At 71.5% G+C, this 21,205-nt stretch carries 16 protein-coding genes and 2 pseudogenes; 7 read left to right on the forward strand and 11 right to left on the reverse strand.

Annotated features, from left to right (window positions below):
• Nucleotides 1–3: 3 nt before the first annotated feature.
• Nucleotides 4–2,070, forward strand: a complete 2,067-nt coding sequence (locus AB0A94_RS29130; RefSeq protein ID WP_361748892.1) for an iron ABC transporter permease — start codon at nt 4–6, stop codon at nt 2,068–2,070.
• An 82-nt stretch (nt 2,071–2,152) separates the two neighbouring features.
• Here AB0A94_RS29130 and AB0A94_RS29135 read toward each other — a convergent pair whose 3' ends face one another.
• The 7 genes from AB0A94_RS29135 to AB0A94_RS29165 form a co-directional block, all read right to left on the reverse strand.
• The gene (locus AB0A94_RS29135; protein WP_361748893.1) at nt 2,153–2,584 is read right to left on the reverse strand and encodes a phospholipase; all 432 of its coding nucleotides are present in this window, start codon (nt 2,582–2,584) and stop codon (nt 2,153–2,155) included.
• 147 nt (nt 2,585–2,731) lie between these two features.
• A complete protein-coding gene (locus tag AB0A94_RS29140) occupies nt 2,732–3,325 on the reverse strand; it encodes a sugar O-acetyltransferase (RefSeq protein ID WP_361748916.1) in 594 nt (197 codons plus the stop codon).
• 116 nt (nt 3,326–3,441) lie between these two features.
• Nucleotides 3,442–5,481: an RICIN domain-containing protein gene (locus tag AB0A94_RS29145; RefSeq protein ID WP_361748894.1), complete on the reverse strand. Its 2,040-nt coding sequence runs from the start codon at nt 5,479–5,481 to the stop codon at nt 3,442–3,444.
• A gap of 123 nt (nt 5,482–5,604) precedes the next feature.
• Entirely contained in the window at nt 5,605–7,647 is a 2,043-nt protein-coding gene (locus AB0A94_RS29150) for a beta-galactosidase (protein WP_361748895.1), read from the reverse strand.
• Nucleotides 7,648–7,722: 75 nt separating this feature from the next.
• Complete coding sequence (locus AB0A94_RS29155) at nt 7,723–9,060, reverse strand: sugar ABC transporter substrate-binding protein (RefSeq protein ID WP_361748896.1); 1,338 nt, start codon at nt 9,058–9,060, stop codon at nt 7,723–7,725.
• Between the two features lie 90 nt (nt 9,061–9,150).
• Nucleotides 9,151–10,098, reverse strand: a complete 948-nt coding sequence (locus AB0A94_RS29160; protein ID WP_361748897.1) for a carbohydrate ABC transporter permease — start codon at nt 10,096–10,098, stop codon at nt 9,151–9,153.
• A 4-nt stretch (nt 10,099–10,102) separates the two neighbouring features.
• Entirely contained in the window at nt 10,103–11,029 is a 927-nt protein-coding gene (locus tag AB0A94_RS29165) for a sugar ABC transporter permease (protein ID WP_361748899.1), read from the reverse strand.
• Nucleotides 11,030–11,374: 345 nt separating this feature from the next.
• Here AB0A94_RS29165 and AB0A94_RS29170 point away from each other — a divergent pair, with 345 nt between their 5' ends.
• Together AB0A94_RS29170 and AB0A94_RS29175 are read left to right on the forward strand one after the other, a co-directional pair.
• On the forward strand, nt 11,375–12,367 hold the full coding sequence (locus AB0A94_RS29170) for a LacI family DNA-binding transcriptional regulator (protein WP_361748917.1): 993 nt from the start codon (nt 11,375–11,377) through the stop codon (nt 12,365–12,367).
• 258 nt (nt 12,368–12,625) lie between these two features.
• Nucleotides 12,626–13,387 carry a sulfite exporter TauE/SafE family protein gene (locus tag AB0A94_RS29175; RefSeq protein WP_361748900.1) on the forward strand — a complete coding sequence of 254 codons (762 nt, stop codon included), beginning with the start codon at nt 12,626–12,628 and terminating at the stop codon, nt 13,385–13,387.
• Nucleotides 13,388–13,400: 13 nt separating this feature from the next.
• Here AB0A94_RS29175 and AB0A94_RS29180 read toward each other — a convergent pair.
• From AB0A94_RS29180 to AB0A94_RS29190, 3 genes and pseudogenes are all read right to left on the reverse strand, one after another.
• Nucleotides 13,401–13,493, reverse strand: a pseudogene (locus tag AB0A94_RS29180) (oxidoreductase); the annotation flags it as partial.
• 17 nt (nt 13,494–13,510) lie between these two features.
• On the reverse strand, nt 13,511–13,933 hold the full coding sequence (locus AB0A94_RS29185; protein WP_361748918.1) for a transposase: 423 nt from the start codon (nt 13,931–13,933) through the stop codon (nt 13,511–13,513).
• A pseudogene (locus AB0A94_RS29190) lies at nt 13,925–14,382 on the reverse strand (SDR family NAD(P)-dependent oxidoreductase); the annotation flags it as partial. The gene AB0A94_RS29185 and the pseudogene AB0A94_RS29190, both read right to left, overlap by 9 nt.
• Before the next feature lie 185 nt (nt 14,383–14,567).
• On the opposite strand from AB0A94_RS29190, the gene ppk2 reads away from it, so the two are divergent.
• Nucleotides 14,568–15,560, forward strand: coding sequence for a polyphosphate kinase 2 (gene ppk2 / locus AB0A94_RS29195; protein WP_361748901.1), 993 nt, complete (start codon nt 14,568–14,570; stop codon nt 15,558–15,560).
• A gap of 5 nt (nt 15,561–15,565) precedes the next feature.
• On the opposite strand, the gene yicI is transcribed toward ppk2, so the two are convergent.
• Nucleotides 15,566–17,836, reverse strand: coding sequence for an alpha-xylosidase (gene yicI, locus AB0A94_RS29200; RefSeq protein WP_361748902.1), 2,271 nt, complete (start codon nt 17,834–17,836; stop codon nt 15,566–15,568).
• Between the two features lie 294 nt (nt 17,837–18,130).
• Between yicI and AB0A94_RS29205 the strand changes: the two genes are divergently transcribed.
• From AB0A94_RS29205 to AB0A94_RS29215, 3 genes are read left to right on the forward strand one after another with little or no spacing between them, the layout of a single operon-like run.
• Nucleotides 18,131–19,390, forward strand: coding sequence for a sugar ABC transporter substrate-binding protein (locus tag AB0A94_RS29205; protein ID WP_361748903.1), 1,260 nt, complete (start codon nt 18,131–18,133; stop codon nt 19,388–19,390).
• A gap of 11 nt (nt 19,391–19,401) precedes the next feature.
• Nucleotides 19,402–20,355, forward strand: a complete 954-nt coding sequence (locus tag AB0A94_RS29210; protein WP_361748904.1) for a sugar ABC transporter permease — start codon at nt 19,402–19,404, stop codon at nt 20,353–20,355.
• 5 nt (nt 20,356–20,360) lie between these two features.
• Complete coding sequence (locus tag AB0A94_RS29215; RefSeq protein WP_217134037.1) at nt 20,361–21,188, forward strand: carbohydrate ABC transporter permease; 828 nt, start codon at nt 20,361–20,363, stop codon at nt 21,186–21,188.
• Nucleotides 21,189–21,205 lie beyond the last annotated feature (17 nt).

A 21,205-nucleotide genomic window follows, 5' to 3' on the forward strand; every position in this document is an offset into this window, starting at 1 on the left:
ACGATGGCCGTCACCGCCACCACTCCCACCGCCCGTCCGGCGACGGTGTCGTCCCGGACGGGCGCGGCCGCGGTGACGACCGCGCTCGTGCTCCTGGTCGCGGCCCTCGCCGTCGTCGACATCACCCAGGGCACGGCCGCGGTCGGCCCGGCCGAGGTCCTCAAGGCCCTCACCGGACGGGCCGACGCGGCCGACGCGTCGGTCGTCATCGCCTCGCGGCTGCCCCGGATGACCGCCGGGCTCCTCGTGGGCGCGGCGCTCGGCATGGCCGGCGTCGCCCTGCAGGCCGTCAGCCGCAACGTCCTGGCCTCCCCGGACACCCTCGCCGTCAACGCGGGCTCCTACTTCGCCCTCGGCGTCGCCGCCGTCACCGGCGTGTCCCTGCCGCTGCTCGCCTCCTCGGGCGTCGCCTTCGCCGGCGGACTCGCGGCGGCGGCCGTCGTCCTCGGACTGTCGGGGCTCGGCGCCGGAACCGTACGGCTGGTGCTCGCCGGCACCGCGCTCGCCCTCGGGCTCACCGCCGTCACGGAGGGGCTGCTCCTGCTGTTCCCGCAGCAGACCGAGGGCCTCTACCAGTGGAACCAGGGCAACATCGGCCAGAACGGCTTCGACGGTGTCCTCCAGATGCTGCCCGTCGCCCTCGTCGGACTCGTCGGCCTGCTGCTCGTCGCCCGCCGGGTCGACGCCCTCGCCCTCGGCGACGACGCGGCCCGCGGACTCGGCGTCCCGGTGCGGGCCACCCGCGTCACCGCCGTCGTGCTGGCGACGCTGCTCTCCGCCGCCGCCGTCACCCTGGCCGGACCGATCGGCTTCGTCGGCCTGTGCGCCCCGGCCCTGGTCCGCCCGCTCGCCCGGTGGTTCCGGGGGGTGCTGCGGCTGCGCGCGGGCGTGCCGGTCGCGGGTCTCGTCGGCGCCGCGCTGGTGCTCGGGGCGGACGTGCTGCTGCGCACGTTCGTCGACGCGGACACCGCGGTCGCCGTGCCCACCGGTGTGGTCACCAGCCTCGTCGGCGCGGTGTTCCTGGTGGTGATGGCGGCCCGGCTCCGCGACACCGCCGGTGCCGCCGCGCCGGACGCGCTGCGCATCCGCAGCCGCGCCGTCTTCCTCACCACGCTCACCGTGCTGTCGGTCGTCCTGGTCGGCATCACGATCGCCGCCGTCCTGCTGGGCGACAGCAAGCTGCTGCTGGGCGACGTGGTCAACTGGGCGCAGGGCAGGGCGGGCAGGACCGTCTCCTTCGTGCTGGACACCCGTGTGCCCCGGGTGCTCGCCGCGCTCCTCGCCGGAGCGGCGCTCGCGCTGGCCGGCACCCTGGTGCAGGCCGTCACCCGCAACCCGCTGGCGGAACCCGCCGTCCTGGGCGTCTCCGGCGGCGGCGCGCTCGGCGCGGTGATCCTCGTGACGACGGTCCCCGTCGCCGGGGGGTGGGGCATCGCCGGGGCGGCCTTCGCGGGGTCCGCGGTCACCGCGGTCGTCGTGTTCGGCCTCGCCGCGCGCGGGGGCTACCGGCAGAACCGGCTGGTGCTCGTCGGCATCGGTGCCGCGACCGCGACGACGGCCCTGATCAGCCTGCTGATCGTGCTCACCGACCCGTTCAACGCGACCAAGGCCCTCACCTGGCTGTCGGGCTCCACGTACGGCCGGACCATGCCCGACGTCCTTCCCCTCGCGGCCGTCCTCGCCGTCGGCGCCGCGGTGGCCGGCGTACGGCACCGGGAACTCGACCTGGTCTCCCTCGACGAGGACACCCCCCGGCTCCTCGGACTCGACCTGGCGCGCGGCAGGCTGGGCTTCCTCGTCCTGAGCGTGCTGCTCACCGCCACCGCCGTGGCCGCCGCGGGCACCATCGGCTTCGTCGGCCTGGTCGCCCCGCACGCGGCACGCGCCCTCGTCGGGCGGCGGCACACCCGGGTGCTCCCGGTCGCGCTGCTCCTCGGCGCCGTACTGGTGTGCACGGCCGACCTGCTGGGCCGCACCGTGATCGCCCCCGCCCAGCTGGGCGCCGGCCTGATGACGGCCGTGATCGGAACGCCGTACTTCCTGTACGTGCTGGTGCGCGGCCGCCGGTAGACCGCGCGGGCCGGCGGCGCACCGCCGCCGACCCGTCGGGCGGCCGGCGGCGGTGGGACCGGGTGGCGGTGGAACGCTGGGGTCAGCCGAAGGCCCTGACGGCCTGGTAGTACGTCCACGCGGTGCTGTCGCAGGCGGTCTTCGTGGCGCCGCCGTAGCCGTTGCAGACTCGCTTGAGGTCCTCGTGGAAGGCACTGTCGAGGCGGGACTTGTGGGCGCTGAACGTGCCCGCGGCCTTGTAGTTGCGGTAGCCGAAGTCGTGGCGGGCGCAGGCGGTCGAGAACGGGAAGCCGAAGGGGTTGTCGGGGGAGGAGGAACAGTGGTCGGTGGACCAGGCGGACCGGTTGGCCCGGGCCGCGGTCCAGAGGCTGTAGCTCGACGAGCTGGTCTGCGTCCAGCTCGCGAGGACCTGGGACTTGTCGGCGGGTACGGCGTCGGCGGCGGTCGCGGTGCCGAGGACACCGGCCAATGCCAGGGCCGGGGCGGCGAGTGCGGCGGCGAGCCTTCGGTGCATCCCACACCTCCATGAGACTGCGGCCCGGCCATCGGACCGCAGGTTCATGCCAAGACGATGCCCGTGGTACCTGTCCTCCCACACCACGCGCGTCCAACAAACCGTTAACTCTCGGCCGCGCACCCGGACGGTGGCGGCGGAACGTGCTCAGGCCCGCGCGGTACGGGGCGGCCGGTACGTCCATTCCCGGTCCGCGTCGGTGATCGGCCGCAGCACACGGGCCGGGGTTCCGGCGACGACCGTCATCGGCGGCACATCGGCGGTCACCACACTGCCCGCGCCGACGACCGAGCCCCGCCCGACGGTCACCCCGGGCAGGACCACCGCGCCGGCCCCGACCCACACGTCGTCCTCGACGCGCACCGGCGCCGAGAACTGGCTGCCGTCCCGGCGCAGTTCCGGGTGGACGGGATGACCGGTGGTGCTGACGGTCACATGGGGCGCGAACATCACGCGGTCGCCGACGAAGACCTCCACGTCGTCGACCAGGGTGAGGCCGAAGTTGATGTACACGTCGTCACCGAGGTGCACGTGCCGGCCGTAGGCCACGTACAGCGGGGGCTCGATCCACACGCCCCGGCCCACCGAGCCGAGCAGTTCGCCCAGCAGGGTGCGGCGGGCCTCCCCGTCGCGCGGTCCGGTGCCGTTGTACGCGGCGGCGAGCTCCTTGCCGCGCAGCCGCTCCTCCTCGAGGCGCTCGAGGCCGGGCGCCGAGTCGGTGTACAGCTCGTGGGCCGCCATGCGGCGGCGCACCTCGCGCTCGGCGGCGTCGTCCTGTGCCACTGGTTCTCCAAGGAGTGGGCGGAAGCGGCCCGGCCGCACCGCGCGGGCGGTGCGGCCGGGCCCGGCGGGACCGGTCAGTCCGTGACGTCCGTGACCGTCCAGCGCTGGTTGGAACCGGAGTTGGGCTGCCACGTCGTGACCGCGGCACCCTCGTGCGTGGCCTGCCCGCCGACCTCCAGGAGGCGGCCGGTGGCCGCGTTCACCAGGGTCCAGGTGCCGTCACCCGTCGTGGACATGATCCATTCGGCGGCCGGGTCCCGTTCACCGGTGTGCGGTTCGGCCACCGGGACGTCGTCGCGCACGGCCAGCCGCCCGCCGTCCACCGGGCTGGTGAACTCGTAGCGCTCGCGCACGCCGTCGTCGGGGCGCACCGCGCTCAGCCGCCACCGCTGGGAGGCGGAGCCGTCGCCGGTGCCGATGACGAGCTTCGTGCCGTCACCGGCCACGGTGACCGCCTTGCCGCTCTGCACACCGGTGAGGGTGTACGTGTGTCCCTCGCGCAGCAGCGGGGCGTCCTCCGCGACGCCGGAGACGCCCTTGACGACGAAGGACGTCACCGACTGGGCGGGCACGGTGAAGGTGGCCGCGCGGTCGCTGACCTTGATCGCCCGGTGCCGCTCCAGCTTGCCGTCGGCGCTGGTCACGACGGGCGTGACGGTCGCGTTCCGGCTGATGGTGCGGAACTTGGACAGGTCGACGGTGACGTCGCGCGCCCCGGTGGTGCTGTTGACGTGGACGAGCGAGGCGCCCTTGCCGTTCTTCGTCACCGCCGCCGCGCTGGAGGTGTCGTCCACCTTGATCAGCCGGTCGCCCGGCTTGATGAAGTGGGTGAAGTTGCGGGCGGTGTCGAACTTCGTGTTCGTGTATATGGGGCAGGTCTCGAGGGTGTCCTCGGCGGTGCAGCTGAAGGGGAGCTGGATCTCGCCCCAGTTGCCGCCCTTGGCGGACTCGCCGCCGGGTTTCATGTTGTCGTGGTCCTCGACGGGCTGCCAGAACACCCAGGCGCGTGGTTCCAGTTCGCGCAGGTCGTCGACGATGCGCTGGGCGAGGCCGAGACCGGGACGCATGTCCGTGAAGCTCTGTCCGTCGCCCCAGTCGCCCTCGACCTCGCTCATCCACAGCCGTTTGTCCTCGGCCTTGGCGATGTCGCGCACGGTGGTGCGCTGACCGGTGCCGTAGGTGTGGACGTTCAGCTGGTCGACGAGGTCGCGCGCCTCGGGCGAGTAGGTGTTCCAGTTCTGAGCGAAGAGGGACGGGTTGGTCTCGTCCATGGCGGAGATCTCCGCCTTGGTCTTCGCCTTCCTCAGTGCGGGGGAGAGGGCGTGGAGCACCTTCTCCTGGAGCTCGGGACCGATGTGGGCGCCCTCCTGACGGCCGCCGACGGGTTCGCCGTCCGCGCCGAGCCGGGTGCTCCAGTAGGTGGTGTTCGGCTCGTTGAAGGGGTCGACGGTGTCGACCTCGATGCCGTGCGCCTTCTCCAGCCGCTTGGTGGCGCCCGCCAGGTAGGCGGCGAAGTCGTCGACCGACTCGGTCTTCAGCTGGTCGGCGCCGGCGTCGAACCCGCCGGACACATAGCCGCTGACGGTCATGAACCAGGGCGGGGAGTTGCTGAAGGTCTCCCAGTGGGTGATGTCCTTCTTGATGCGGTCCACCCACCACCGCTGGGTGGCGTCGGCGTTCTCGTTCCAGTCGGCGGGGTCCTCGGCGTCCCACCAGTCGGTGTCCTCGCGGGTGGTGCCCGAGGGCGCCTTCCACCAGCCCTCGACCGCGCCGCCGGCCCGCAGATAGTCCTTCACGTCGGGGGCGTTGCCGCCGCCGATGTTGTACCGGGCGATGTTCAGGGCGAGGCCGTCGTCGCCGAACAGCAGCCGTGCGAGCTTCTCGCGGATCTGAGGCGGGTAGTCGCCGGTGGCGTTGGCGAACCAGACGAGGCTGGTGCCCCAGCCCTCGAACTCCTCCTGCTGGTAGGAGGGGTCGGGCCGGACGGTGACGGAGGGGAGGTCCGCGGCCTGGGCGGCGGACGTCGGCCCGGGGATCAGGGCGGCCCCGGTGGCCAGGGCGGCGGTGAGCCCGGCGGCCGTGAGGAGCCGTCTGTTGCGGGTGCGGCGTGCCATCGGTGTGCTCCCAACATGGAGGTGTGTGGTCGCGCTTCGGTGGACCCTCCCGCCGCACCGGCTGGCGGCGGGAGGGGACGGCCCCCGGAACGGGTGCGTGCCGTTCCGGGGAGCTGTGGGGTGTCAGGCGGCCGGCTGCCGCAGTACGGCGACCGCGCGGGGCCCGAGCGTGAGGACGCCGTCGGCGCCGGCGGTGCCGACGAGCACCTCCCCGTCGAGACCGCGCACCGGGACGGTGCCGTCGGTCCGGTTCACCAGGAACAGGAACCGGTCCTCGGCGCTCCGGCGTACGACCGGCTCGACCAGCCCCCGCACCTCGGCGGGCAGTTCGCTCTCCACGCCGGCCGGCTCCAGCAGCCGGGGCAGCAGCGAGGTGAGCCCCTCGACACCGAGCCGGGTGGAGACGTACGCGGCGGAACCCCCGCCCGCAGGCCGCCGGGTGACGGCGGGCCTGCCCGACTGCTCGCCGGTGCGGTAGCGGGCCAGGACCTCGGTCCCGGCATCGGACACGGTGATCCGGTCGGTCCACAGGGTGCCGGTCGTGCCGTCGTCGAGCTCGACGCTGTCACCGGCGAGCAGCGGGCCGAACTCCTCGATGCGGATGCCGAGCAGGTCCCGCAGGGCGCCCGGATAGCCGCCGAGCCAGACGTGGTCGTGCTCGTCGACGACACCGGAGAAGTACGTGGTGATCAGATGGCCGCCCTGTTCGGCGTACCGGGCGAGGGTCTTCGCCAGGTCGGCGGGGACCATGTGCAGCACGGGGGCGATCAGCACCTGGTGGCGGTGCAGGTCGGCCCGGGTGGTGACGAGGTCGGCGCGGACGCCGAGGGCGAGCAGCGCCGAGTACCAGTCGAGCGCCTCCTGCCGGTAGTCGAGCAGGGAGGTGGGGTGGGAGTCCTGCTCGCTCGCCCACCACGACTCCCAGTCGTAGAGGATGCCGACCCGGGCGGGCTCCCGCTCGGACCCGGTGACCGGGGCGAGGGTCTCGAGGGTGGCGCCGAGCGCGGCCACCGCGCGGAACAGCTCGCTGTCCGCGCCGGCGTGCGGGACCATCGCCGAGTGGTACTTCTCGGCGCCCGCCGCCGACTGCCGCCACTGGAAGAAGCAGACCGCGTCGGCGCCGTGGGCGACGTGCAGCAGCGAGTCGCGGGCCAGGTCACCGGGACGCTTGGCCACGTTGACGGGCTGCCAGTTGACGGCGCTGGTGGAGTGCTCCATCAGGAACCAGGGCCGTCCGCCGGAGATGCCGCTGGTGAGGTTGGCGGAGAAGGACAGCTCGTCGCGGTCCTGCGGGCCGGGGTGGACGTAGTGGTCGTTGGAGACGAAGTCGACCTCGCCCGCCCAGTCCGGGTAGTTCATGCCCTTGACGCCGCCCGTCAGCATGAAGTTGGTGGTGACGGGGACGTCCGGGGTCAGCTCCCGCAGGATCTCCCGCTCGGCGCGCAGGTGCTCCTTGAGCACGTCCGAGGAGAAGCGCTTGAAGTCGAGCTGCTGGGTGGGGTTGGGGTGGGAGGCGGCCAGCCGCGGCGGCAGGATCTGCTCCCAGTCGGTGTACCGCTGCGACCAGAAGGCCGTGCCCCAGGCGGTGTTGAGCGCCTCCAGCGTGGTGTAGCGGGCGCGCAGCCAGTCGCGGAAGGCACGGGCCGCGTCGTCGGAGTAGTCGTAGACGTTGTGGCAGCCCAGCTCGTTGTTGACGTGCCAGGCGACGAGCGCCGGATGACCGGCGTAGCGGGTCGCCAGCTCCCGCACCAGGCGCAGCGCGTGCTGGCGGAAGACGGGCGAGGTGGGCCGCCAGTGCTGGCGCGCCCCCGGCCAGAGGGTCTCGCCGGTGGCCGTGACCGGGAGGATCTCCGGGTGGGCGGTGGTGAGCCAGGGCGGCGGGGAGGCGGTGGCGGTGGCGAGGTCGACGCCGATGCCGCCCTCGTGCAGCAGGTCCATCACCTCGTCGAGCCAGGCGAAGTCCCAGGTGTCCTCGGCCGGTTGCAGCCGAGCCCAGGAGAAGATCCCCACGGACACGAGGTTCACGCCGGCCTCGCGCATCAGCCGGACGTCCTCCTCCCACACGGTGCGGGGCCACTGCTCGGGGTTGTAGTCGGCGCCGTAGACGAGACGGGGAGCGGGGTCACCGTCCGCCCCGCCGGTGCGGGACAGGAGGGTGGAGATCATGGCGGTCCTTCCGGGGGTGTGGTGCGCGGGGGGCGGCGCGGAGTCCGTCCGCGCCGCCCGGTGTCTGGTGCCGTCCTACTTCTCGACGGTGAAGCCCTGTTCCTCGGCGTACTTCACCGAGGCGTCCTGCCAGGCCTTCAGACCGTCCGCGAGCGTGGTGTCCGAGACGTAGGCCTTGCCGACCGTGTCGTTGAAGACCGAGTGGGCGTACTGCTGGAACGGCAGGTACGTCCAGTCGCTGGCGACGTTCGCGGCGGACTCGGCGAAGATCTTGTTCGCCTCCTGGCCGCCGAGGTAGTCGAACTTGGTGCTCTGGAAGTCGGCGGACTGCAGCTCCGCCTTGGTGGCCGGGAAGGCGCCCTGCTCGACGCGGGTTCGGATGCCGTCACCGGAGTTCGCGTACTCCACGAAGGCGTAGGCGAGTTCCTTGTTCTTGCCGAGCGAGGGCAGGGTCAGCGAGCTGCCGCCGTTCTCCGCACTGGCCTTGTCGCCCTCGGTCCAGGCCGGCATCGGGGCCGCGCGCCAGTCGCCGGCCGCGTTCGGCACGCCGCTGACGAAGTTGGCGGGCATCCAGGCACCGGTGGTCAGGGTGGCGATGCTGCCGTCGCCCAGGCCCTTGTACCACTCGTCGGTCCAGCCGTTGACCGGGGCGAGGAGCTTCTCGTCGATGAGCTTCTGCCAGGTGTCCGTGAACTTCCTGGCCTTCGCGTCGCTGAAGTCGATCTTCACGTTGGTGCCGTCGACCTTGTACGGACGCGAACCGGCCTGCCACAGCAGGCTGGTGGTGAAGCCGGCGTCGCCGGCGTCATTGGCGATGTAGACCCCGGGGTCGGCCTTGTGCAGCTTGCGCGCGGCGTCGACGTACTCGTCCCAGGTGGTCGGGACGGCGATCTTGTGCTTGTCGAAGACCTTCTTGTTGTAGAACATCGCCATCGGGCCGGAGTCCATCGGCAGGCCGTAGACCGCCTCGTCCTCGCTCACGGCGTTCCACGGACCGGGCGTGTACTTGGCGGCCAGCTTGTCGGCGCCGAAGGGGGCCAGGTCGGTGAGGCCCTTGCCGAGGGCGTACTGGTTCACCGCGAAGTACTCGATCTGCGCGACGTCCGGGACGCCCTTCTCGGCCGACATCGCGTTCGACAGCGCGGTGTAGTGCTTGTCGCCCGACCGCTCGCTGACGAGGTTGACCTTGACCTTCGGGTACTTCTTCTCGAAATCGGCGGCGACCGTCTTCAGCGTGGGCTCCCAGGCCCACACCGTCACCGTGCCGCCCTTCTTCAGGGCCGCCTGGACGTCCGAGGCGGAGACCGCCTCGCCGGTGGAGCCGTCGTCGGAGCCGCCGCAGGCGGTGGCGCCCAGGGCCACGGCGGACAGAAGGGCGATGCCGCGCAGCAGGCGGCCGGTGTTTCTGCGCATGAGGGTGCTTCCACTTCTTCGTGGGCGGGACGGGGGCGAGGGTGGTGGTGCGGGGGGCGGGCCTGAGGGGGCGGCCGGGGGGCCGCGCGGTCACTCCTTGACGCTGCCCGCGGCGAGACCCGACTGCCAGTACTTCTGGAGCAGCAGGAACGCGGCGATGAGCGGCAGGATGGTGATCAGCGAACCGGTGATCACCAGGTTGAAGACGACCTCGCCGCCGACGGTCTCGGCCTGGGAGTTCCACGCGCTCAGACCGAGCGTCAGCGGGTACCAGTCCGGATCCTTGAGCATGATCAGCGGCAGGAAGTAGTTGTTCCAGGTGGCGACCGTGGTGAACAGCAGCACCGTCACGATGCCGGGGGCGAGCAGTGGGAGGGCGACGGTGAAGAAGGTGCGCGCCTCGCCGGCCCCGTCGATGCGGGCGGCCTCGAGGAGCTCGGAGGGGACGGCCTCGGTGGCGAACACCCACATCAGGTACAGGCCGAACGGCGAGACCAGCGAGGGGACGATCACCGCCCACGGGGTGTCGGTCAGGCCCATTTCGCTGAACATCAGGAAGGTGGGCACCGCGAGGGCCGTGGCGGGCACCGCCACCGCGCCGATGACCGTGGCGAAGACGCCGCGCTTGCCGGGGAAGTCGAACTTCGCCAGCGCGTAACCGCCGAGGACCGCGAGGAGGGTGGCCCCGCCGGCGCCCAGCACCACGTACAGCAGGGTGTTCAGCAGCCAGCGCGTGAACACGCCGTCGTGGTAGGTGAACGTGGAGCGGATGTTGTCCCACAGCGCGAAGTCGTCGGCGAACCACATCCCGGCCGAGTCGGCCAGCCCCGCCTGCGTCTTGGTGGCGTTGACGACCAGCCAGATCAGCGGCACGACGGTGTAGACGACGACCAGGGAGGTCAGCACGGTCAGCAGCACGCTGCGCCTGGGCTTGTCGGCGGAGTGCCTGCGCGTCCCGCGCAGCCGTGGCGCGCCGCGGCCGGGACCGGAGGCCCTGGCGGGTGCGGCCGGGGAGGCGGTGGTGAGAGGGCTGCTCATCGGGTCACGCTCCCTTGCGCATGCCGCGCAGTTGCACGACGTAGGCGATCACCATCGTGATCAGGCCCATGATGATGGCCACCGTCGCGGAGTAGTTGTGCTGCTGGCCGTTGAAGGACAGCGAGTACGTGTAGAAATTCGGCGTGTAGTCGGTGGTGAGGGCGTTGCGGGCGAGCGGACGCAGGATGTTCGGCTCGTTGAACAGCTGGAAGCTGCCGATGATGGAGAAGATCGTCGCGATGACCAGGGCGCCCCGGATCGCGGGCAGCTTGATCGCGGTGATCACGCGGAGCTGTCCGGCGCCGTCGATCTCCGCCGCCTCGTACAGGGAGTGCGGTATGACGCGCAGCGCGGAGTAGAAGATCAGCATGTTGTAGCCGACGAACTCCCAGGTGACGATGTTGCCGATGGACGCCAGCACCAGGTCGGGGGAGAGCGGGTCGGGCAGCGAGACGCCGAACGCCCCGTTGATGTCGCCGACCAGGCCGTACTTCGTGCCGTACATGAAGCCCCACATCAGGGTGGCGACCACGGCGGGCACCGCGTACGGCAGGAAGATCGTGATGCGGAAGAAGCTCTTGCCGTAGAGCCGGCCGCTGTCCAGGGCCAGTGCCACCAGCAGCGCGATGCCGAGCATGATCGGCACCTGGACGCACAGGAAGAGCGAGACCCGGCCGAGGGCCGCCCAGAACCGCTCGTCCCGCAGCGCCTGTTCGTAGTTGTCGAGGCCGACGAAGGTGGTCCCGCCGATGAGCTGGTCGCGGAAGAGGCTCAGGTAGAGCGAGTACGCGATCGGTGCCAGGAACACCAGGGCGAACACGGCCACGAAGGGGCCGATGAAGCCCCACCCCGTCCAGGAGCGGCGGTCCCGCCCCGCGGGGGGCGGGGCAGGCCGCGCCTCGGCGGCCACCGGCGGTTGCAGCGTCGTCATGTCGTTCCTCGCTCGTCACCGTTCCGGACCGGCCGCCGCCCGGCGCGTGAGCCGGACGGCATGCCCCCTGCACGTGATGTTTGCGTAAACATCGGCTGCCGCGAAGCGCCGGGGAGCTGTTATGTTTACGTAAACATCGGATGGCGGCATGTTTACACTGCCCTCCTGAGGACGGTCAAGGGTTTCCTGGGGAAACCGTGACGCGAGCAGTGACAGGAAGGCGGCTGACGGCGAGTGGACACGGCCGAGAGAACGCCGGCGGACGCACCCGGCCCCGCCACCGGGACGGCCACCGCGGTCGGCGGCGCGCGCCGCACCCGGGGCGGCGCCCGGACCACGGCCTCCATGGCCGACGTGGCCCGCCTGGCGGGGGTCTCGTCCCAGACCGTCTCCCGTGTCTCCAACGGCTATGCCGGGGTGACCGAGGAGACCCGCCGTCAGGTGCTGGCCGCGATGAAGGAACTCGGCTACCGGCCCAACAGCGCGGCCCGCGCCCTCAAACGCGGCGAGTTCCGCACCATCGGCGTCATCACCTTCACCCTGTCCACCACCGGCAACGTGCGCACTCTGGAGGCGATCGCCACCTCCGCCGCGCGCGAGGGCTACGCGGTGACGCTGCTGCCGGTCGCCGTGCCCACCCAGGACGAGGTGCGCGGGGCGTTCTCCCGGCTGGAGGAACTCGCCGTCGACGCCGTGATCGTCATCATGGAGGTCCACCTGCTGGACGCGGCGACGGTCACCCTGCCCCCGCACGTCCAGGTCGTGGTGGTCGACTCCGATGCCGGCGACCGCTACACGGTCGTCGACACCGACCAGGCGGGCGGCACCCGCGCCGCCGTCCAGCACCTGCTCGGCCTCGGTCACCGCACGGTGTGGCACCTGGGCGGCCCCGAGGACTCGTTCGCCGCACAACGCCGTACGGCCGCCTGGCGCGCCGCCCTTACCGAGGCCGGACGGGTGCCGCCGCCCCTTGTCCGGGGCGACTGGTCGGCGGACTCGGGCTACCGGGCCGGCCTCGAACTCGCGGCCCGTCAGGAGTGCACGGCCGTCTTCGCCGCCAACGACCAGATGGCGCTCGGCCTGTTGCGCGCCCTGCACGAACACGGCCGGCGCGTCCCCGAGGACGTCAGCGTCATCGGCTTCGACGACATCCCCGAGGCGTCCTCCTTCCTGCCCCCGCTGACCACCGTCCACCAGGACTTCGCCGAGGTGGGCCGGCTCTGCGTGCAGGCGGTGCTGAGCAAGATGCGCCAGGTCGGCCCCGAGCGGGGCACCACCCTCGTCCCGACCCGGCTGGTGCGGCGTGCCAGCACGGCGCCGCCGCCGGATCCAGCCTGACGGCCGGACTCCTCGGCCCGGAGCCGGCCGGCCCCGGCCCGGCGACCGCACCGGAGTGGTTCCGGACGGCCCCGCCGCCCCCGGAGGACAACGGCGTCCACGCGGGCGTGGCCCGCCTCCCCCGATCCCGGAGACCGTCCCGGACCCTTCGGTGATCACCGAAGGGTCCGGGCGTTAGCGTCCTCCCATGAACGTTCATCCGGGCCCCGGCCCGCGACAGGCACCCCCGGGCGGCGACGAGGCGACCGGGGCCGCGGCATGACGCCGCTGGAGATGCTCGGCGTCTTCGCGGCGGGCGTCGGCGCCGGCGCCATGAACGCCGTCGTCGGCTCGGGAACGCTGGTGACCTTTCCCGTACTGCTCGCCACCGGGCTGTCCCCCGTCACCGCCACGGTCTCCAACGCGCTCGGACTGATTCCCGGCTCCGTCAGCGGCGCCATCGGCTACCGCAGGGAACTCGCAGGACAGGGCCGGCGCGTGCGCAGGCTCGGCGTCGGCGCCGCGCTGGGCGGGCTCTGCGGCGCGACGCTTCTGCTGGCCCTGCCCGCCGAGGCGTTCGAGACCATCGTGCCGACCCTGGTGGGGCTCGCCCTCCTCCTCGTCGCGTTCCAGCCCCTGATCGGCAAGAAGGTGCGCAGCCGCCGCGCGAAGGGGCACCCCTCCCGCCGCGACGGCGGATGGCCGCTGTCCATCGGCCTGACCCTGGCCAGCGTCTACGGCGGCTACTTCTCCGCCGCGCAGGGCATCATCTACATCTCCCTGATGGGGCTGCTCATCGACGAGCCGCTGCAACGCCTCAACGCCGTCAAGAACGTGCTCGCGGCGATCGTCAACACGGTCGCGGCGGCCTTCTTCGTCTTCGTCGCCGACTTCGACTGGACGGCCGTCGCGCTCATCGCGGTCGGATCCGCCCTCGGCGGCCAGCTCGGTGCCAGGACCGGCCGCAGGTTCAGCCCCGCGGTGCTGCGCGCCCTCATCGTCACGATCGGCACCCTCGCCCTCGTCCAGCTGCTGCGCTGACCACCGCCCGCGCTCAGGGCAGGATCGCGTCGACGTAGCCGCCGTCGACGCGCAGTGCTCCTCCCGTCGTCGCGGGGGCCTGCTCCGAGCTGAGGTAGACGACCATTTGACATCCTCCCCCTCTCAAAAGAGGGGAGTTCCAACCCGGACGGGTTGAGGTTCACGGGTGCTCGAGCGGCTGGTGGCCGCTGTCACCCCTCCGGCACCGGCTGTGCGCCGGGGGCGGGGGATCCCGCCCTGTCCTGCCGCGACGTCGACTGCCGCGTTCTCGTCGGCGTCGCAGGTGAATCCGCAGGACACGCAGACGAACCCGGCTTGGCTCTTGCGCGAGTCCTTCTCGATCCGGCCGCAGGCACTGCACCGCAGCGACGTGTACGGGGCGGGGACGTCCTCCACCCGCCCGGGGGCCTTCTCACCGGTGCGGCGGCGCAGCAGGCCCCAGCCCTGGGCCAGGATGCTCCGGTTCAGCCCCGCCTTCTGCCGGACGTTCCTGCCCGGCTGTTCAGGGGTTCCCTTCGACCCTGCCCGGCAAGAGAGGTGGATCATCTCGGCGGGCGTGACGATCGCCGAGTCGCTGGCGATGTACTGGACGCGCCCCCAGCCGCGCCCGGTCGTGCCCGGCAGGAAGAGCCGGGGCAGCCGCACGGCGGCCAGGACGTTCACCTCGAAGTAGCGCCGCCACTCGTCGTCGGTGATCTCCAGCGGGTCGGCGGAACCGAAGACGCCGAGGTCGTTGACGAGGATGTCCACCCGCGGCAGGGCCGCGGCGACCTGTCCGGCGCCCGCCTCGGTGGTCACGTCCGCCGCGACCGGCACCACGTCGGCGCCCGGCACCTCCCGCTCGAGGGCGGCGGCACCGTCCCGTACGCGCTCGGCGGAGCGCCCGTTGACCGCGACCCGGGCGCCCGCCCGCGCCAGCCGGTGGCGATCGCCGCACCGATGCCCTGGGTGGAGCCGGTGACCAGCGCCGTACGGCCCTTCAGATCGATCCGCACGTCGTGCGTCCCCTTCGTCTGGGTACCAGTGCCTGCATGAGATGCCCGAACACGGACGGAAGGCGCCGCTCGCGCACGTGCTCCGCCCGATCCTGCTCCTTCCCCGGACCCGCGCTCGAATCACCGCAAAACGCCCGGTGGGCATACGCTTCTTGTGACGCACTCGTAAAAACGCGGGAGGCGACGTGACGGCCGAACACACGGACGCGCCGGACGGCCGGACGGAGACCGGCGGCGACGGCGACGACCTGCTCCACGGGCTGGAGGTGGACGACCGGCGCCCGGAGCGGCCCGTGCTGCTCGACGCCGACGGCACCCCGATCGAGACCTGGCGGGAGAACCACCCCTACGACCGCAAGATCCGCCGGGCGGAGTACGACCGCACCAAACGCATCCTGCAGATTGAACTGCTGAAGATGCAGCGGTGGGTCAAGGACACCGGCCAGCGCATCGTCGTGCTCTGCGAGGGACGGGACGCGGCCGGCAAGGGCGGCACCATCCAGCGGTTCATGGAACGCCTCAACCCCCGTGGCGCCCGCGTGGTCGCCCTGGAGAAGCCGACCGAGCGGGAGGCGGGACAGTGGTACTTCCAGCGCTACGTGGCCCACCTGCCGTCCTGCGGCGAGATCGTCTTCTTCGACCGCTCCTGGTACAACCGCGCGGGCGTCGAGCGGGTCATGGGGTTCTGCACGGACGCCGAGTACCACCAGTTCCTCGAGCAGGCGCCCCTGTTCGAGCGGCTGCTCACCGACGACGGCATCATGCTGGTGAAGTTCTGGTTCTCCGTGTCCCGGGCCGAGCAGCGGACCCGGTTCGCGATCCGCCAGGTCGACCCGGTGCGCCGCTGGAAGCTGTCGCCGATGGACCTCGCCTCGCTCGACCGCTGGGACGACTACACCGAGGCCAAGATCGAGATGTTCCGGGCGACGGACACGTCCCACGCGCCGTGGACGGTCGTGAAGAACAACGACAAGCGCCGGGGCCGGCTGGAGGCCATGCGCAGCCTCCTCGACCGCTGCGACTATCCGGCGAAGGACCACGGGGCGCTGGGCAAGCCGGACCCGCTGATCGTGGGCGCGGCGGACACCCTGCTGGAGGCCGGTGAGGAACCCGCGGCCCTCTCACCGACCCCCCTCGCGGGACCCGGCCACGGCCCGGGCAGCCACCCGGGTGCGTGACCCCGTCATCCCAGGGGCAGCGTCACCTCGCCCGCGCCCTGTGCCTCCGGCCCGCCGGGCACGCGCACCGTGAACGGCCGGTCGGTCCCGGACGCCGTGACCCGCAGGACGTCGCCGTCCCGCCGGACCCGGAACGTCGCGGCCGGAAGCCCCGCCGTGTCCGGCACGGTGACCTCGGCCGCGTAGTCGGCCGCGGCCGACGGGTGCACGAGCAGGACCGGGGCGTCCAGCCAGTCGCCGTCGGGCCTGGAGTCGTCGCCGGCCAGCGGCAGCACGGCGCCCTCACGGACGTAGAGCGGGAGGCTGTCGTAGCCGTGCCGTTCGGTGCGCCAGCACGGGCCGGTGACCCGCTCGCCGCTCAGCAGGTGCGTCCAGGTGCCCTCGGGCAGATAGACCTCCACCTCGCCGTCCTCGCTGAACACCGGCGCGACCAGCAGGTCGGGGCCCAGCATGTACTGGCGGTCGAGCGGGCGGCACGCCGGGTCCCGGGGGAACTCCAGCAGCATGGGCCGCATCACCGGGACGCCCGTGTGGTGGGCCTCGGCGGCGGCGCCGTACAGGTACGGCATCAGGCGGTGCTTGAGCAGGGTGAACCGCCGGGCGACGTCGACCGCCTCGTCGCCGAACTCCCACGGCACCCGGTACGACGTGGAGCCGTGCAGCCGGCTGTGCGAGGAGAGCAGGCCGAAGGCGAGCCAGCGCTTGAACACCTCGGGGACGGGCGTGCCCTCGAAGCCGCCGATGTCGTGGCTCCAGAAGCCGAACCCGCTCAGCGACAGGGACAGACCGCCGCGCAGCGACTCGGCCATCGCCTCGAAGGACGACCAGCAGTCGCCGCCCCAGTGCACCGGGTACTGCTGGCCGCCGGCGGTCGCGGACCGGGCGAAGAGCACGGCCTCGCCCTGCCCGCGCTCCTTCTCCAGGAGCTCGAACACCGTCCGGTTGTACAGGTGGGTGTAGTAGTTGTGCATCCGCTCGGGGTCGGAGCCGTCGTGCCAGACGACATCGGTGGGGATGCGCTCGCCGAAGTCCGTCTTGAAGCTGTCCACCCCCTGGTCGAGCAGTGGCTTGAGCTTGGACTGGAACCAGGCGCGGGCGTCGGGACTGGTGAAGTCGACCAGGCCCATGCCGGCCTGCCACAGGTCCCACTGCCACACGTCGCCGTTCGGGCGGCGCACCAGGTGCCCGAGGGCGGCGGCCTCGTCGAAGAGCGGGGACTTCTGGGCGATGTACGGGTTGATCCAGGCGCTGATCCGCAGGCCCTTCTCCTTGAGCCGGGCCAGCATGCCCTCCGGGTCGGGGAAGACCTCCGGGTCCCACTGGAAGTCGCACCACTGGTACTCGCGCATCCAGAAGCAGTCGAAGTGGAACACCGACAGCGGGATGCCGCGCTCGGCCATGCCGTCGACGAACGAGGTCACCGTCGCCTCGTCGTACGACGTGGTGAAGGAGGTGCTGAGCCACAGGCCGAACGACCAGGCCGGGGGCAGGGCCGGGCGTCCGGTGAGGGCCGTGTAGCGGCCGAGGACCTCCTTCGGGGTGGGGCCCGCGACGACGTAGTACTCCAGCGCCTGGTCCTCGACGCTGAACTGGACCTGCCCGACGGACTCGGAGCCGATCTCGAAGGAGACGGCGCCGGGGTGGTTGACGAAGACGCCGTAGCCGCGGGAGGAGAGGTAGAACGGGACGTTCTTGTAGGCCTGCTCGCTGCTCGTGCCGCCGTCGGCCTGCCAGACGTCGACGGTCTGGCCGTTCTTGACGAACGGGGTGAAGCGCTCGCCCAGGCCGTAGACCTGCTCGCCGACGCCGAGCGACAGCCGGCTCAGCACGTGGTGGGCTCCCTCGCCGGTGGTGGCGAAGGCGGTGCTCTTGGCGCCGGCGCGGGTCAGTTCGCGTCCGTCCGCGTCGTGGAAGGAGAGCCCGAAGGGACCGGACCCGTCCAGGCGCAGGGTCAGGGGACCGCTGGTCAGCTCGGTGACGGTGCCGTCCTGGCGTACCGCCCCGGCGCCGTCCGCGTCCCCGGCCAGGGCGAAGTCGGGGCCCGGCCGGTACTTGCCCGCGTGGTGGGTGACCCGGACGCCGATCACGCCCTCGGCGGGGGAGAAGCACTCGACCGTGATCAGCGGCGCGTTCAGGGTGTCGCCCCTGCGGGTCACTTTCTTCACGGCGGCATAGCCGGTGAAGCGCTTCGATTCCGGGCGCACATCGCGCACTTCGGTGGCGTACGAGATCTGGACGCCGTCACGGATGCGCCAGAAGCCGTCGGTGAATTTCATGGTCTTCCTCGGAGGGGGAGGGCGGCAGAGGCCCGGAAGGAAGCCTCTGACCAGGAACTATGACAGGAGACGCAGGACCTGTCACGCCTTGGCGCAAGCAGATCGTATCGCTGGGGGTCTAGCGCGACCGGCTTCCGCTGGCGTATTAGTAATCAGGCAAAACAAATTACACCCGGTGCAGCGCCAGGCAACACCTCGGCGAGAGCCGCCCCAAGTCGAAGCGCTTCACCAGCCTCCCGAAAGAGTCACCAGCTCAGCGCAGGCTGAGCCGGTCCCCACGCAAGGGCACCCACCGTGACAGCACATCCTCCGGTTGCCGCACACCGCGCGCGCGGACGTTCGCGCGGAGCCGTCACGTCGTTCGCCGCCGTCTCCGTCCTCATCGCCGGAGCGGCGCTGACCGGCTGCGCACAGCAGCGCGACAGCGACGTGTACACCGTGATGAACTCCTCGACCGACGAGACCTACCACCGCTGGGACGCCGAGGCGATGGCCCGCTGCGGCGAGCAGCTGGGCGTGCGCATCGAGCAGCAGAGCGTCCCCGCCGCGCAGGTGATGACGAAGGCCCTGCGCATGGCCTCGTCGAAGTCGCTGCCGGACATCGTGCAGTTCGACGCCTCCGAGATGCCGACCTTCGCCGACGCCGGCGGCCTCGTCGACCTGCGCACCCTGGGCCTCGCCACCGACGACGTCCCCGAGGGCATCGTGGACTTCGGCTCCTACAAGGGGACCTACTACGGCGCGGCCCGCTCCGTGAACACCCTCGCGCTCTTCTACAACAAGGACATCCTGGACGAGGCGGGCGTACGGGTGCCCACCACCTGGGACGAACTGCGCGAGGCGGCGAAGAAGCTCACCGAGGGCGACCGGTACGGCCTGGCGCTCAGCGCGGGCGGCGCCGAGGACGGCGTCTTCCAGTTCACGCCGTTCATGTGGTCCAACGGCGGCGACGAGACGGATCTGGACAGCCCCCAGGTCGTCGAGGCGCTCGACTACTGGAAGGCGCTGCTCCAGGACGGGTCGCTGTCCAAGTCCACGGTCAACTGGACGCAGGCCGACGTGAACGACCAGTTCATGGCCGGGAACGCCGCGATGATGATCAACGGCCCGTGGCAGGTCGAGACCCTCAACACCAAGAAGTCGCTGAACTGGGAGATCGCACAGATCCCCGTCCCCGAGGCGGGCGCCGACTCGGTGGGACCGCTCGGCGGCGCGGTGCTCACCGTGCCCAACACCGGCGACACCGAGCGCGAGAGGACGGCCGGCCGGATCGTCGCCTGTCTGGCGAGCGAGAAGGAACAGCTCACCTACGCCCTCAACAGCTGGATGGTCCCGGCCAACGAGAAGGCCGCCGCGAAGTGGCGCGAGGAGGTGCCCGAGCTGGACGCGCTGGCCGACCAGGTCGCCGCCGCCCGGTCCCGCACCGCCCAGCTCGGCGCCGGCTGGTCGGGCGTCTCGCTCGCCCTGCAGAGCGCCTTCCAGTCCGCCCTGACCGGCCAGTCCAGCGAAACCGCCCTGCAGCGCGCCCAGCAGCGCGCGACGAGCGGGAACTGAGGTACGCGTCCATGACCACGTCCACCGTCACCACCCCGGTGTCCGCGCAGACCTCCGGGAAGGGCGCCGCGCCGGACCCGGCCCGGCAGCGCCTGCGCCGCAGGCTCGCCCAGTGGGGCTTCGTCGCCCCCGCCGTCGCCTTCATGCTGCTGTTCTTCGGCTACCCGCTCGTCCGCAACGTCGTGATGAGCTTCCAGCACTACACGCCGAAGACGTTCTTCACCGGCGAGGCCCCCTTCAACGGCACCGACAACTGGTCGTCCGTCTTCCAGGACGTCCTGTTCGGCAAGGCCCTGTGGCACACCCTCGTCTTCACCGCCGGCTCCCTGCTCGGCCAGTTCTGCATCGGCCTCGCCCTCGCCGTCTTCTTCAACCGCAGGTTCCCCCTGAACGGCGTCCTGCGGTCGCTGATCCTGCTGCCCTGGCTGGTGCCCATGGTGGTGTCCGGCATCGTCTGGCGCCGCATCCTCGACCAGGACACCGGCGTGCTCAACACCTTCCTGGACACCCTGGGCCTGGGCGGCAGCACCCCGTGGCTGACCAGCCCCGACATGGCGCTGCTCTCGGTGATCCTGGTCAACATCTGGATCGGCATCCCGTTCAACATGGTCATCCTCTACGGCGGCCTCCAGGAGATCCCCAAGGAGCTGTACGAGGCGTCCGCCCTGGACGGCGCCTCGGCCTGGCGGACCTTCCGCTCCATCACCCTGCCGATGCTCAAGCCGGTGATCACGGTCGTCCTGGTGCTCGGCTTCATGTCGACGGTCAAGATCCTCGACCTGATCCTCGCCCTCACCGACGGCGGGCCCGCCGACGCCACCCAGACCCTGGGCACGCTCACCTACCAGAACTCCTTCGTGGAACTGGACTTCGGCGCCGGCGCGGTCGTCGGCAACGTACTCATCCTCATCTCCGCGGTGTTCGCGGTGTTCTACCTGCGGGCCAACCGCACCGAGGGGAAGTGACCGACATGGCCGCTCACACTCCCGCCGCGTCCCGGCGCCGCTGGGGCTCCACCGTCGCCGGTGTGCTGATCCTGGGCGTGATGCTCTTCCCGCTGTACTGGATGCTCAACACGGCGCTCCAGCCCGAGTCGGGCCTGCTCCAGGTCGACCCGGTGCCCGGCAGCCTGGACCTCTCCGGATTCTCCAAGGCCATCGACGACCAGGGCGGACACCTGCTGACCTCGCTGCTGGTCTCCTTCGGCGCCGTCGCCATCTGCCTGGCGATCTCCGCCCCGGCGGCCTACGGCCTGGCCCGGTTCGGCCTGCGCGGCTCGCGCACCATCGTGTTCGGCACCCTGATCACCCAGATGGTGCCGGGCATCGTCATCGCCAACGCCCTCTACAACTCGTACGTCGACCTGGGCCTGGTGAACTCCTACTTCGGCCTGATGCTCGCGGACGCCTCGCTCGGCATCCCGTTCTCCATCGTCCTGATGCGCTCCTTCATGGTGTCCATCCCGGGCGAGGTCATCGAGGCCGCCGAGATCGACGGCGCCGGGCCGGTACGGGTCTTCCTGCGGGTGGTGCTCCCGATGAGCCGCAACTCGCTGATCACCTCCGGCCTGTTCGCGTTCCTGTTCTCGTGGAGCGACTTCATGTTCGCGCTCACCCTGAACACCACCGACGACGTCAAACCGATCACGCTGGGCATCTACCAGTACATCGGCGCCCACGTCGGCGACTGGGGCGCCGTGATGGCCGCGTCCGTGCTCTCCGCCGTCCCGGCCGCGATCCTGCTCGTCCTCGCCCAGAAGTACATCGCCGCCGGCATCACCGGGGGCTCCGTCAAGTGATCACCGCACACACCGAG

Source organism: Streptomyces sp. NPDC044984 (assembly GCF_040646935.1).
In the GTDB taxonomy this organism is placed as follows: Bacteria; Actinomycetota; Actinomycetes; order Streptomycetales; family Streptomycetaceae; genus Streptomyces.